Origin of the sequence: Vibrio sp. YT-18, assembly GCF_033337345.1 — a bacterium.
Lineage (GTDB): Bacteria > Pseudomonadota > Gammaproteobacteria > Enterobacterales > Vibrionaceae > Vibrio > Vibrio alginolyticus.
In genome coordinates, this window is sequence record NZ_JAWOQO010000010.1 from 99713 (window position 1) to 113752 (window position 14040).

At 45.0% G+C, this 14040-nt stretch carries 10 protein-coding genes; 8 read left to right on the top strand and 2 right to left on the bottom strand.

Translation table 11 applies throughout. The annotated features are described in order from the left end of the window. Nucleotides 1–133: 133 nt before the first annotated feature. Nucleotides 134–1885 carry a DEAD/DEAH box helicase gene (locus tag R7M72_RS15110; RefSeq protein ID WP_021707635.1) on the bottom strand — a complete coding sequence of 584 codons (1752 nt, stop codon included), beginning with the start codon at nucleotides 1883–1885 and terminating at the stop codon, nucleotides 134–136. A 121-nt stretch (nucleotides 1886–2006) separates the two neighbouring features. Between R7M72_RS15110 and rsuA the strand changes: the two genes are divergently transcribed. From rsuA to R7M72_RS15125, 3 genes are all read left to right on the top strand, one after another. After that, complete coding sequence (rsuA, locus tag R7M72_RS15115; protein ID WP_005388670.1) at nucleotides 2007–2708, top strand: 16S rRNA pseudouridine(516) synthase RsuA; 702 nt, start codon at nucleotides 2007–2009, stop codon at nucleotides 2706–2708. Nucleotides 2709–3145: 437 nt separating this feature from the next. After that, nucleotides 3146–4348 (top strand): Bcr/CflA family multidrug efflux MFS transporter, encoded by a 1203-nt coding sequence (locus R7M72_RS15120; RefSeq protein WP_017820848.1) that lies wholly within the window; start codon nucleotides 3146–3148, stop codon nucleotides 4346–4348. Then, the gene (locus tag R7M72_RS15125; protein ID WP_053349521.1) at nucleotides 4348–5010 is read left to right on the top strand and encodes a DUF2913 family protein; all 663 of its coding nucleotides are present in this window, start codon (nucleotides 4348–4350) and stop codon (nucleotides 5008–5010) included. Before R7M72_RS15120 ends, R7M72_RS15125 begins: the two co-directional genes overlap by 1 nt. 30 nt (nucleotides 5011–5040) lie before the next feature. Here R7M72_RS15125 and R7M72_RS15130 read toward each other — a convergent pair whose 3' ends face one another. Beyond that, nucleotides 5041–6492, bottom strand: a complete 1452-nt coding sequence (locus R7M72_RS15130; RefSeq protein WP_170897149.1) for a DUF2867 domain-containing protein — start codon at nucleotides 6490–6492, stop codon at nucleotides 5041–5043. A gap of 94 nt (nucleotides 6493–6586) precedes the next feature. On the opposite strand from R7M72_RS15130, the gene R7M72_RS15135 reads away from it, so the two are divergent. From R7M72_RS15135 to nhaA, 5 genes are all read left to right on the top strand, one after another. Further along, a complete protein-coding gene (locus tag R7M72_RS15135; protein ID WP_262636861.1) occupies nucleotides 6587–7963 on the top strand; it encodes an MATE family efflux transporter in 1377 nt (458 codons plus the stop codon). Between the two features lie 187 nt (nucleotides 7964–8150). Next, complete coding sequence (locus tag R7M72_RS15140) at nucleotides 8151–8822, top strand: ABC transporter ATP-binding protein (RefSeq protein WP_005378040.1); 672 nt, start codon at nucleotides 8151–8153, stop codon at nucleotides 8820–8822. After that, nucleotides 8803–11256 (top strand): ABC transporter permease, encoded by a 2454-nt coding sequence (locus R7M72_RS15145; RefSeq protein ID WP_005378038.1) that lies wholly within the window; start codon nucleotides 8803–8805, stop codon nucleotides 11254–11256. The genes R7M72_RS15140 and R7M72_RS15145 overlap by 20 nt, the downstream gene beginning before the upstream one ends. Continuing rightward, nucleotides 11256–12380 (top strand): lipocalin-like domain-containing protein, encoded by a 1125-nt coding sequence (locus R7M72_RS15150; protein WP_213870497.1) that lies wholly within the window; start codon nucleotides 11256–11258, stop codon nucleotides 12378–12380. The genes R7M72_RS15145 and R7M72_RS15150 overlap by 1 nt, the downstream gene beginning before the upstream one ends. A gap of 329 nt (nucleotides 12381–12709) precedes the next feature. Then, nucleotides 12710–13861, top strand: coding sequence for a Na+/H+ antiporter NhaA (nhaA, locus tag R7M72_RS15155; protein ID WP_005378034.1), 1152 nt, complete (start codon nucleotides 12710–12712; stop codon nucleotides 13859–13861). The last annotated feature ends 179 nt before the right edge of the window (nucleotides 13862–14040 follow it).

Sequence of the window (14040 nt, forward strand, 5' to 3'; positions counted from 1 at the left end):
AGTAACGCAGAATGTAGAGAAGTCGTTGCTTTATACATAGTCAAACCTTTTCTGGAGCGTTAGCCGCAGTATATCGGATATAGATGAACAGAGAGTGAATCAGCTAATTAAGTTTTGCCATGTGTTGTGGATGTTATTTCAACTCATCTTCAAAAATTTTATCTCGCAGCTTCCAAAAGCGACCAGATTTTCTAGCAATAACAAACTGAGGCAAACGGAAACGATGTTGATTAGCGACAACGCGTGTCGGTGAAGCCTCTTCAAAAGGGCGATGCTTGTCTGCTAAGTGGGGACGTACGAACTGATCTTTAAACGTTTGTTTTTGTTTTTTGGTACTCAATGACCAAAACTCATGAACTAACGCATTGCCTTCGCCTTGGTATGGTTCACCAGAATACGTCACTTTTAGCTGAGATTTACCATCACTGGACTTAAATACAGATAGGTCCATTTCTGTGCATTCAAAGATTAATGCATCTTTGAGATTAAGGGCTTCTTTTAGCTTTTTATCTGGGTCAACGAGCGTCGCGTCACACTCATGACAAATTCGTGCAGCGATATCGTTGTCCGCACCACATTCACCACAGTATTTGGCACGAAAACGGTAGCCACAGTGTTCACGTTCGCCTGTGTCTTCATCTTCAAAGTAACCTTGGCAACGTCTGCCAAAGTGTTCAACCAAGAAACCGTTACTATCCAACTTACCCCAGAAGTTGTTATTGAATCCGCAAGCCGGGCAAGGAATCGTGATAATTTCACTGTCAGAGTCTGGTTTTGGATCACCGACTTCAGGTTGGTATAAATCGTAGCTGTTGCCTGCGTAATCAAGCACTAAACATTCTGATTTTCCGTCTGATAAGCGTAATCCTCGTCCTACTATCTGTTGGTACAGACTGACTGACTCTGTTGGTCGCAAAATCGCGATTAAATCGACATGCGGCGCATCAAACCCGGTTGTCAGTACCGAAACATTGACTAAGTATTTTATTTGACGATTCTTGAACGCTTGGATGATCGCATCGCGCTCCGGCGTAGGTGTATCACCAATGACGATTTCAGTTTCGCCTTCTGGCAATAAACTGTGTATCTCCTGTGCGTGTCGAACAGTTGCAGCGAAGATCATGACACCTTGACGCTCTTTCGCATATTGCATGATTTGCTCAACAATTTGTGGAGTCGCACGTTTGGCTTTATCGATCACCATGTCCATTTCTGCTTCTTTGTAGCGTCCGGTGTTAGCGGGCTTCAGCTGAGAGAAGTCGTAAGACAAAACGGGCGCATCCATCATGCGGGCTGGAGTGAGGAAGTTTTCGTCGAGCAAGTAACGGATCGGCAGTTCGAAAATACAATCGCGGAAGAATCGAGGCTCTTCGGTTCGCACTTGACCTCGGGTGTGATACTGATAAATCCAGCCCATTCCTAAACGATAGGGCGTTGCAGTTAGTCCTAGCACCTTAATGCCAGGGTTCAGTTCTCGTAAGTGAGTAATAACTTTTTGGTAGCTGCTGTTTTTGTCATCTGGCACACGATGGCACTCATCAATAACGAGCAGAGAAAACTGGTTTTTGAACGAATCTAAGTTACGTACGACCGATTGAACCGAAGCAAACACGACTTGCTGGTCAGTTTCTTTTCGTCCCAATCCTGCTGAGAAGATGGAACCTTTTAAACCATAACCTTCATACTTTGCGTGGTTTTGCTCGACCAGTTCTTTTACGTGGGCGAGGACTAACACTCGTCCTTTCGCAAGGCGAGCAAGTTCTGCGATCACCAAGCTTTTTCCTGCACCGGTTGGCAGCACGATCACTGCTGGTGTCGAGTGTTTACGAAAGTAATGAATAACGGCTTTAACCGAGTCGGCTTGATAAGGACGAAGTGTGTACATGAAAATATGTGAAATTGCTCAACTATTCGAACGAGGAACGCTATAATACCTGACTTTTATACCCAAGTGACCTTTAAACCAAGATTTAGAGATCACTTGGGTATAATTCAATGAGGTATTCATGCGTTTAGATAAATATTTGTGTGACGCTCTGGGTGCAACACGCAAACAGGCAACAAAGATCATCAAAAGTGGAGACATCACCGTTGACGGTGAGGTTCAAAAAAGTGGTGCATTTAAAGTACCTAAAGGTGCGGAAGTGATGTGGGAAGACCGTGTTATTGGTGCTCCTGGTCCTCGTTACATTATGTTGTATAAGCCTGCTGACTTTGTTTGTTCACATGAAGATGGCTACAACCAAACTGCATTCGCATTGCTTGATGAGCCTAAAATTGAAAACCTTCACTTTGCGGGCCGATTAGATGTCGACACAACTGGTTTAGTGTTGATTACGGATGATGGTAAGTGGTCTCACCGTATTACCTCACCTAAGCATAAGTGTGAGAAAACGTACCGTGTTTGGCTCGTCGATGCTATTCAGCCTGATTATGCGGAAAAGCTCGAACAAGGCATCATTTTGCGCAATGAATCAGAAGCAACATTGCCTGCTCGTTTGGAAATCGTGAACGAGGCCGAGAATGAAGTATTGTTAACTATCGTGGAAGGTAAGTATCACCAAGTGAAACGTATGTTCGCGGCGTTAGGAAATAAAGTTGAGTACTTACATCGTGAGCGTATTGGTTCTATCGAACTTGATGAGGCACTAGAACCAGGTGATTATCGCTACCTCACGCAAGAAGAAATTGATTCTATTTGGAATTAATTGTCGGCATGGGAAATTCTTTAGTTCCTAATAGGAACTAGTCTTTTGGTAGGAATTGGCTCAAAATAAATTTTCCTACCAAAATTAGTGCCTAGACAATTCCGGTGTGCTTACTCATCTCAGTGATACGCCTTTGCATTTAGCTGAGGCATGCATACTCTTATTGCAAAGCCTTCGGCTACGGTGAATGGAATGATGGTGTCAACGCCATCATTTTTACTGCATTGTGTTTGTTTCCCATAAACACATTTCGCTTTCACATGCTTTTCTATGTCGAGTTCGTCAAGGTCACACCTTGGTACATATTTGCCCTTATGATTCTCGAACGTTGGATAGAACAGGTTTTTGGCTTCTACATTCAGCGATATGAGAACTGTCCGTTATTTTCACTTTGTTCTGCAAGTATTGACGGTAGGGCTCCAACAAGAGGTAAAAGAATGACAGAAAAAGCTCAAAGTGCTCCGCAATCCCAAATCAGTTTTCTATTGTTTCTGGTACTAGGAGCGATTGGTGCTTTGACGCCTTTGGCGATCGATATGTATTTGCCTGCGATGCCGACAATTGCGAAAGATTTGGGGGTCGCGCCTGGCGCGGTTCAGATTACGTTGACGGCTTATACCGCGGGTTTTGCGATCGGCCAGTTAATTCACGGGCCGCTCGCCGATAGCTTTGGTCGCAGACCTGTGTTGATTTTAGGCGTACTTTTCTTCGGCTTGGCTGCCGTTGTGAGTGCGACAACAAATGGCATTGATGCGCTGACCTATGTACGTACGGCACAAGGTTTTGCTGGCGCGGCAGCGGCGGTCATTATCCAAGCCGTCGTGCGTGACATGTTTGACCGTGAAGACTTTGCACGCGCAATGTCCTTCGTTACTCTGGTCATTACTATTGCGCCGTTGGTGGCACCGATGATCGGTGGCCATCTCGCGATTTGGTTTGGTTGGCGTTCCATTTTTTGGGTACTAGCTATTTTCGCTGTAGTTGTGATTTTTCTCGTACTTTGGAAAATCCCTGAAACGTTACAGCCTGAAAATCGTCAGCCTCTTCGTTTCCGCACGACGCTGAGAAACTACGCCAGATTATGCTCCAATCCTGAAGCGATCGGTTTGATGCTCTCAGGTGCGTTTTCATTTTCCGGAATGTTTGCATTTTTGACGGCGGGTTCGTTTGTTTATATTGATTTATATGGTGTTCGACCAGACCACTTTGGTTACCTATTTGGTTTGAACATTGTGGCGATGATCATCATGACCAGTATTAATGGTCGCTTGGTGAAGAAAGTTGGTTCCCATGCCATGCTTCGTTTTGGGTTGTTCGTGCAACTTTTGGCGGGGATTGGTTTATTCGTAAGTTGGTTAATGGACTTCGGATTATGGGGCATTGTACCTTTTGTTGTGCTGTTTATCGGTACATTGTCGACGATAGGTAGTAACGCGATGGCGCTGCTTTTAAGTGGTTACCCATCAATGGCGGGTACGGCGTCGTCTCTAGCGGGGACATTAAGATTCGGTATCGGTTCATTGGTTGGTGCGCTGGTGGCATCACTGCCCGGGAATGTTGCTTGGCCGATGATCATCGTAATGTTTGCTTGTTCTGTGCTTTCAGCACTGTTTTATTGGACTTTAGGAAGAAAGGCGTAATGTCGAATTACACCAAAGAAATTCAAAACTTGGTTAACTCAGCACTTGAAGAGTTAGATCAAGAGCATCGCTCGGGTAAGTTAGCCAATGCCCCTGTTGCGAACAACCATTATTTAGTGCGTTGGGTAACAAAGGCGCTAAAATCACAACGTTTCGGACGTACGGTAGGCGATGACTTAACGCGTTGGCAAAAAGCAGGTCGCTCAAAGGGGAACGATGCTAGTTTGTTGTTTATCTTCAAGCGTATTTCTGCTTTTTATGCGCAATTCTTCCCTGAAGGTGAAGACTCCAAAGTGTTCAAAGATTCAGATATTGAGTCTTTTCTTGATTTGATGGAGCAAGCAGGCTGGGAAGTCTCGACGTCTGAGCAACTGATTGGGTGCGGCAAAGTACAAATCTTCACTGAAGGTCAAAACTCTTTAGCGTTATGTGCAGACCAATGCGAAAGCTGTTTTGATGGCGAGTTGCTCGTAAAGCCAATGAGTTGGTTTGTACGTGGCAATCATGCTGAGTTTGTTGAGAAAGCAGCGCAAGCGGGCTTTATGGTACATAAGGTAACAGACTACAAATCGATGGTGAAATACCATGGCGAGTACCTTATTTTTCCAGCAAACGAAGGCAACCAGTTAGCCGAAATTCCACTCTCGTTCAAAGCTGACTAAAGTGACATTTTGAGTGTTTAGAAGCCCCTGTTATTGGGGCTTTTTGTTTTCTAAACGGTTTGCTTCTTTCGCGATGGCTTTGACCATGCCTTTAAATATGAAAAGATGGGCTGGCATCATTGCAAACCAATAAAGCAGCCCAAGAAACCCTTGCGGGTGCCACCAGGCGGTAATATCCAGCTCTCGTTCGTCACCGAGATCTTTGATGGTAATTTCTAAACGCCCAAGGCCTGGGCCTTTCATACCAAAAAACAGTGAAAGAAACTGATTATTATCGCAGCGAATCACTTTCCAAGAGTCAATAAAATCACCGACTTTAAGCTCTGGTCCAGGAGGAGAAACGCGAATCGGTTTTCCGCCACCAAAAAAGATATCGAGCCATTCACGTGTACGCCACAAGATGTTGGCAAAGTAATAGCCTTTTTCGCGACTCCCGATCTTTTGCGCCACTTTCCATAATGCCGCAGCGGAGGCATGAGTTTTAATGCTCGCTCCAGCTTGTTTTGGGTAATAGCCATATCCTGGTTGCCATCGACGAAGCGCTGCGGGTTCAAACCCCCAGACATTACTGCGTACAAATGTGCCTTCATCTTGAATGGTATCAGTTACCGCTTGCTCGTAGCTGATCAGCGTTTGAGGAAATCGTTCTTCAATCGCTTTGGAGTCTGCAATGTAGTCGTGCTCTAAGCCCGCAAGTAATGCTTTACCGATACTAGTTGGCACTGAGGTAACTAAACCTAGCCAGTACGATGCCATTTTCGGAGTAAGTAGCGGGGTCGACCACAGCCGATACGGCTTGTTCGTGATTCGGCAAATGACTTTGAACTGTTCGCGGTAGCTAAGTGTATCTGGCCCACCAACTTCATAAATTTGACTTTCTTCTGGAGAGGGGGCTTCTGCTAACTTCAACAAATAGTGGTTGAGATTGGGCAAGGCAATAGGGTTCGCTTTTGAGTCGACCCATTTAGGCGCGATCAAAATAGGTAAGTTGTAGACAAAGTCACGCATGATTTCGAAAGCGGCAGAGCCGGGGCCGATGATAACGCCAGCACGCAATTCAGTTACTGGAATACCAGACTGTCGAATTATTTTTCCCGTGGCTTTACGAGCGGCTAAATGGCGAGAGTTTCCGGTTTGAGGTTGAATGGCGCTCAAATAGATAACATGCTCGACGGAGCTTTGTTCCAACGCAAATTTGAAGTTCAAAGCAAGGTTTAGTTCGTACTCAACAAAGTCATCACCTTGAGCCATCCCGTGCACGAGAAAAAATACTAAATCAAAATCGTTCACTACAGCCTTCGTGGTCTCTGCGTCAGCCAAGTCGAGATACCTTAACGTTAAATTAGGGTGAGGCTGAGTTCTTGACTCTAAATAATCAATATGTCGCGCCGCTGCTGTGACGGCGTAACCTTTATCTAAAAGTAACGGAAGAAGTTGAGAGCCAATGTAACCCGAGGCGCCTAGCACCAACACCTTTTTCATTATCTGTCCTTTTATCGTTGGTGGAATAAACACCACAGAGTATAATCATGAGACACTTTCCCCATTCTATCAATAAGTTGTCGTTGGAGCGCTTGTGACTTTTCTTTCTCAACTCTCAATACACGCAGATAAAGCATTCTTACGTCGTTTATTTGCAATCGCGTTACCAATTACACTGCAAAGCATGATGTTTTCAAGCCGAAGCCTCGTCGATGTTCTTATGCTTGGTCAACTTGGTGAAGCTGAAATTGCCGCTGTTGGAGTTGCTGCACGCGCGACTTTCGTCACCACCATCATGTTAGTTGGGGTGACAACGGGCGGTGCGTTGTTAACCGCTCAATATTGGGGGGCTGGCGATAAAGTTGGGGTGCGTCGCAGTACCGCTTTAACATGGATGATCGCAATGATGTTTGCTGCGATTGCTGTTGCTTTGTTTGTTGTTTTTCCACAACTCATCATGAGCTTGACTACCGATTCACAAGAAGTGATTGAATTAGGGGCCAGCTATCTCATTATTTCGTCGGTTAGCATGTTTGCTGTTGCATGTGTGGCCAGTATGTCGGTGGGCCTAAGGGCGATACACCAACCAGGCCTAAGCACTTTTTTTAGTGGTATAGGCATTTTATCTAATGTTTTTCTTAACTGGGTTTTAATTTTTGGTCAATTAGGCTTTCCTGCTCTGGGTATTACGGGAGCAGCGATCGCAACGGTAATCAGTGGCGCGATCGAAGTAGGTTGCTTGTTTGGTTATCTATGGTTGAAAAAACACATAATCGCATTTGGTTGGGATGATATACGCGCAGGATTGGTCTTAGATAAAATTACGCGTTTCTTGAGCCTCTCTTTGCCAACCACATTTAACTTCTTGGCGTGGGCTGGTGGGCTGTTTGCTTATCACGCCATCATGGGGCAAGCAGGCGTACAAGGTTTGGCGGCACTTTCCGTAATGACACCTGTTGAGTCGATCGCATTGGCGATGATGATTGGCTTATCGAATGCGGCTGCAGTTCTAGTCGGGAACCAGCTCGGCGCTCGTAATTTTGAACCCGTTTATTATCAAGCATGGGCTACGGTCATTTTGAATGTGCTTATCGCATTTGTGGTCGCCATCTTGTTGATAGTGTCAAATCAATGGATCCTTAATGCGTTTAGTGCACTGACAACAGACACTCGCGAGCTAGCTGAACAGTTTATGGTGATTCTAGCGTTGGGTGTCGTGTTACGCTCGGTGCCGATGATGGCGATTGTTGGTGTATTACGCGCGGGCGGTGATGTTAAGTTTTGTTTGTATCAAGACATCTTGGCGCAGTGGGTGATCGGGATTCCACTCGCAGCATTTGCAGCGATTTATCTCAATTGGGACCCACAATGGGTTTACTTACTCTTTTTGACGGAAGAAGTTGTGAAGTGGGCGATTTGCTTGCCAAGAATGGTTAGCCGAAAATGGATGAAAAACCTGATTGGCCAGTAAGGAGGAACAGAGTTTATTTTGGCTGCAAAAATCTGCTCAAAACGTCAACAAAATTAGCAACAGAAAGTGAATCGAGTTGCATTTGTACTTCCATAGTGTGATCAAGCATTCAAAATACTTTCTACTAACAGGATTTTAGTGTAGATTCTGATCCCAATTTTTAAACACCATCCGAGCGGCATAATCAATGTTAAAACTGTCAGACCTATGTAAAGGCTATGTAGACGGGGGAGAGTTTCACCCTGTATTACAAGGGGCAGAATTAACATTGCAGCAAGGCGACCAAGTTGCTCTGATGGGAGAAAGTGGTTCGGGTAAAAGTACTCTGCTGAATTTAATCGCCGGATTAGATACTGCTGACTCTGGTGAAGTGCAGTTTCCAAATTTTGCTATGCATGAAGCACCGGAGCATTTAAGAACCCTTTATCGCCGCAACAATATTGGTAATATCTTCCAACAATTCAATCTGCTTCCTACACTTAATATTGCCGACAATATTCGTTTTTGTCGTCAGTTAAAAGGTCTGCCGGAAGATAAAGAGTTGTGGCGTCAAATTCTTTCTGCTTTGGACTTAATGCCATTGCTAGGACGTTATCCGGAAGAGGCGTCTGGTGGTCAGCAACAACGTGCGGCGATTGCTCGCGCCCTTTATATGGAACCCAAAATCCTGCTTGCTGATGAGCCAACTGGTAGCCTAGACGAGCGAAACGCAGAAGCAGTAATGCGCTTATTAACGAGTCTCGCTCGCCAATTGGAGTGTACTTTGCTGTTAGTGACGCACAGTGAAAAAGTGGCCGCCCATATGGAAGGAAAGATTCGACTTCAAGGAGGGCAGCTACATGTTATGGCCCGTAGTTAAGGCACTACTCGGTCATTACCGTCGTTACCCTCTACAAATTATTCTTGTCTGGCTGGGATTAACTTTAGGCGTGTCCCTCCTTGTTGGTGTTACTTCTATCAACCAGCATGCAAAACAAAGTTATGCAACTGGGGAAAAACTTTTCTCTAATCCTTTGCCATACCGAATCCGAACGAAGCACTCTGCCAATAAAATTCCTCAAGGTTTCTATATTCAGTTACGTCGAGCAGGGTTTAACCAATGTGCACCGTTTGATGTGCTTCATCTAGATGCCAAGACCGATATGAGCCTGATGTTGGTGGGGATAGATCCTGTCGCGATGATCCCACTACAACAAGGAAAATCGCTAGGTGAGATGCCTGTTTTATCACTAATGAAGCCTCCTTATCCTATTCTTGTTAGTCAAGATTTGGCCGCTTACATGAGTTGGCAGGATGGGGACTTCATTGAGATGAATGACGGAAGCCGTCTTGGGCCTATTCAAGTAGATAAGGACAAGATGCTTTCGGGTACTCGGCTGGTTACTGATATATCGTTGTTGCGTATGCTCAAGCGGAGCTCAGGTTTGTCTGCGATTTCTTGTGGTGAAATGCCAGAGGAAAAGCTAATAGCACTGAAAAACATGCTGCCAAACGGAATGACGCTCGTTAGGAATACGCGTACAGAGCTTGAGTCGCTAACTAACGCATTCCATATGAATCTCACCGCGATGGGAATGCTGTCGTTTTTGGTCGGGTTGTTTATTTTTTATCAAGCGATGTCTCTGTCTTTCATCCAGCGACAACGTTTGGTAGGTATTTTGAGACAGACTGGTGTTAACGGAACACAGTTAGCGCAAGCTTTATTACTAGAGTTGTCTTTGCTCGTCTTTATTGCGTGGGCGTGTGGTAACTTTTTTGGCTTGATCTTAGCAAATGAACTTATCCCAGCAGTGTCTTCGAGCCTGAGTGATTTGTATGATGCCAACGTAGGCTTAACCATAGGATGGTCATGGCAATCTAGCTTATACAGTCTAATCATGGCAGCGATGGGTGCGTTGATATCGTGTCTGTGGCCATTAATCCGTTTGTTGAAGTCACAACCAATCCGCCTTTCTTCTCGACTGTCGCTAATGCGATTTGCTGGAAGAGAGTTCTCTTGGCAGGCGCTTGCGGCATGTGCGTTTTGTGTCGCTGCAATAGCGGTATATCAGGCGCCGAAAACACAAGAAACCGGCTTTGCTATTATTGCTCTGATGTTGGTTAGTGTGGCGTTGTTTATGCCATTTATTATGTGGCATATGTTCCAAAGTTTTTCTTATACCATGCGATGGGTTCGTGTCCGTTGGTTTTTTGCTGATGCAGCAGCCAGCATGAGCTATCGCGGTGTGGCTACGATGGCGTTTATGTTAGCGCTGGCGGCAAACATTGGTGTAGAAACAATGGTCGGAAGCTTTCGAGATACAACCGATAAGTGGCTAAATCAGCGATTAGCCGCTGATGTGTACATCTATCCGACCAACAATTCAGCCGCTAGGATGAGCGCATGGCTCCAGAATCAGCCAGAGGTGAACTCGGTTTGGTGGCGCTGGGAAAAAGATATGCCGACCGAGCATGGTGCTCTGCAAGTTGTGAGTACGGGCTCTTCTGAAGGTGAGTTAGACTCACTTACCGTCAAGTTAGGTGTCCCAAATTACTGGTATCAACTGCACGCTACCAAGAGCTTAATGGTCAGTGAGTCGATGGCCTTGAAGCTGGATATCCGCCCTGGCGATTTCATTAACTTGCAAGAACCGCTTGGTGGTGATTGGCAAGTCGTAGGCGTTTACTACGATTATGGAAACCCATATAACCAGGTGATGATGTCGCACCGGAATTGGCTGTATGCATTTGCAGGTACGGGTAATGTTGGTCTTGGCGTAGTATTAAAAGATAACGTCAATGGAGAAGGGCTGAAAAATCGCTTAGAGAATGTATTCCGTCTCCCGCAAGATCGTGTGTTTGATAACGGTAATATTTATAGCCAAGCAATGAGAGTGTTTGATCATACCTTTGCGATAGCAGGAACCTTGGGCAATATCACGCTGATTATTGCCGTGTTTGGTTTATTCTTTGCGACGTTGGCAGGAGAACTTTCACGGCAGCGGCATTTTTCCTTATTAAGGTGCATGGGTGTGTCCGGAAAAGAACTTGTCGTATTAGGTGGTTTGCAGCTATTCGTCTTCGGAGCCATTTCTGCGATTATTGCAGTGCCGCTCGGCTTGGCGCTCGCACATTTGATCGTTGATATTATCATTAAGCAATCATTTGGCTGGTCTCTAGAGCTTCAAACGATTCCATGGGAGTATGCTCAAACCATTGCTTGGGCGATGCTTGCCATCATGGTTGCTGGCGCATTGCCAGTTATTAGAATGATCAAAAGTACACCGATGAAGTCATTAAGGGACGCGTTGTAATGAAAAAAATGGGCTCTAAAAAACGCTTGTTGGTTTCAACGCTCATTGTTGTTACGTTCGCTTTTCTGACTGGGGCTGCTTTTTACTCAACTTTTTGGTTAGAGGCGACAGCAACACGAGAAAGCGAACTTGATTCTATCTTAACGCGTGAAAATCAAACGATTTTCGAGCCTGTACTACCTAATGAGCATGTCTCTTTACCCTCAGACTTTCGCTTTCATCCCGAGTATCAGCATGAATGGTGGCACTACTTTGCGAAATTAAAAGATGAGCAAGGCAAGATCTACAATGTTCAATGGAGCTATTTCAGGGTTGCGACGGACGAGCGAGAAACTAGCGGTTGGCAGAACCCTCAATTGTACATTTCACATGTTGTCGTCAGTCATGGTTCGCATGTATGGAAAGAGCAACGGGTAGCTAGAGGCGGGATAGGCCAAGCTGGTATGATCAATCGTCCTTTCAGGTTATGGATTGATAATTGGACTTGGCGATCACTCGGTGCGACGCCTTTCCCGGGCAACTTGAATGTGAATACTGATACGTTTGGACTTGAGCTCAATACCATGACAAGCGGCCCCTTTGTGGTGAATGGAGACAAAGGCTTCCAAGTTAAACATGCGTTGCAATCTGTTGCTTCTTTCAGCTTCAGTGCTCCATTTTTAAAAGTAAAAGGTAGCTTAAGCTTAAATGGTAAGCGATTCTCAGTGACGGGTTCTGCATGGGCGCAAAAAGAATGGGGCAGCGGCTTAATTGGTGAGGGGCAACAAGGCTGGGATTGGTTTGTTTTCAATTTAGATGATGGTCGAGCATTAACTGTTAGCCGTTATCGTCACCATGGGCAAACACCGCACGTATTTGGCACGTTGTCGACACGCTCAGGTAAAGTCATCAACCTCTCAGACGATGATATCAGTATTAAACCAATGCAAGTGTCCAGTTTATCCAATGGAAGAAGGTTACCTTTGCAGTGGATTATCAATATTCCGAAGCATCAAATTAACTTGACTACCCGCATTATCAAGTCAGATATGTGGCTACCCTTTGTAATACCTTACTGGGAAGGGCCTACTTTAGCTTCCGGCTCCAATGAGGCTTGGGGCTTTATGCAGCTGACAGGCTATTGAGTTGTGAAGAAAACCACCCCTACGGGTGGTTTTTTAGTGCGCGAAGCTTCCTAGCTTTTTCTCAAAAGTACGGGGTTATCATGATGGTACAAGCCGTGTTATGCTGATTTTCTCATCATCTTGATAAATATTTGGTGCGACAAAAACAAATACGATCTCCGATCAAAATTGAGTGTCATGTTGGAAAATACGATGTATAGTAAACTTAACATCGAAAAAACCGAAGTTTATACTCTGAAGAAGCGATTATTCTAAAGTTTTCGACAGCTATACACTCTTATCACTCTTTGTTAATCGTTTATTAAGATAATAAATATAAGGACGAAACCATGAACGATGTCATTCGTGACTTTTTCAAAATGGAATCAGCAGGTGGTATTCTTCTTGTAATTGCAGCGGCAATTGCGATGACCATTGCTAACTCACCGCTGGGCGAAACTTATCAATCTGTACTGCATACTTATGTATTCGGTATGTCAGTTTCTCACTGGATTAATGATGGCCTAATGGCTGTTTTTTTCTTACTTATTGGCCTTGAAGTGAAGCGAGAGCTACTTGAAGGAGCGCTAAAATCAAAAGAAACCGCAATTTTCCCTGCGATTGCAGCGGTTGGTGGTATGTTAGCCCCTGCTCTTATTTACGTTGCGTTTAATGCTAACGACCCAGAGGCGGTTTCTGGCTGGGCCATCCCAGCTGCGACGGATATTGCATTTGCTCTAGGTATCATGGCGCTACTAGGTAAGCGCGTACCAGTAAGCCTTAAAGTGTTTTTGTTAGCTCTCGCTATCATCGACGATTTAGGCGTGGTTGTTATTATTGCACTGTTTTACACAGGTGATCTTTCTAGCATGGCGCTGCTTGTTGGCTTCATCATGACTGGTGTCCTGTTCATGTTGAATGCGAAGGAAGTAACGAAACTGACGCCATACATGATAGTCGGCGCGATCTTATGGTTTGCGGTACTTAAATCTGGTGTTCACGCAACACTTGCAGGCGTAGTGATCGGCTTTGCTATTCCTCTTAAGGGTAAACAGGGCGAACATTCTCCACTTAAGCACATGGAGCACGCACTTCATCCATACGTGGCATTTGGTATCTTACCTCTATTCGCATTTGCAAATGCGGGGATTTCGCTAGAAGGCGTATCGATGTCAGGCCTAACTTCAATGCTGCCATTAGGTATTGCTTTGGGGCTACTGGTTGGTAAGCCTCTAGGTATCTTCACCTTTAGTTGGGCAGCTGTGAAAATGGGTGTAGCTAAGTTACCTGAAGGCATTAACTTCAAGCATATCTTTGCGGTCTCTGTGTTGTGTGGTATCGGTTTTACAATGTCTATATTCATTTCCTCTTTAGCGTTTGGAAATGTAAGCCCTGAGTTTGATACCTATGCTCGACTAGGTATCTTAATGGGCTCGACGACAGCCGCGTTACTTGGCTACGCGTTACTGCACTTTTCTTTGCCTAAGAAAGCGCAAGCGTAAGATACACACTGTTTAATGAAGCCTCCCATTCGGGAGGCTTTTTTATATCTGCAGATCGGCACATCAACCACTTCAGGGTGATTACTTTTGTGACCAACTAAGGTCTAGCTTATGGAGTTAGGGCAAATCATCGAAAGAGGCGCTTGGTAAATCTATAGGCGAAAAAAAGCCCAGCCGAA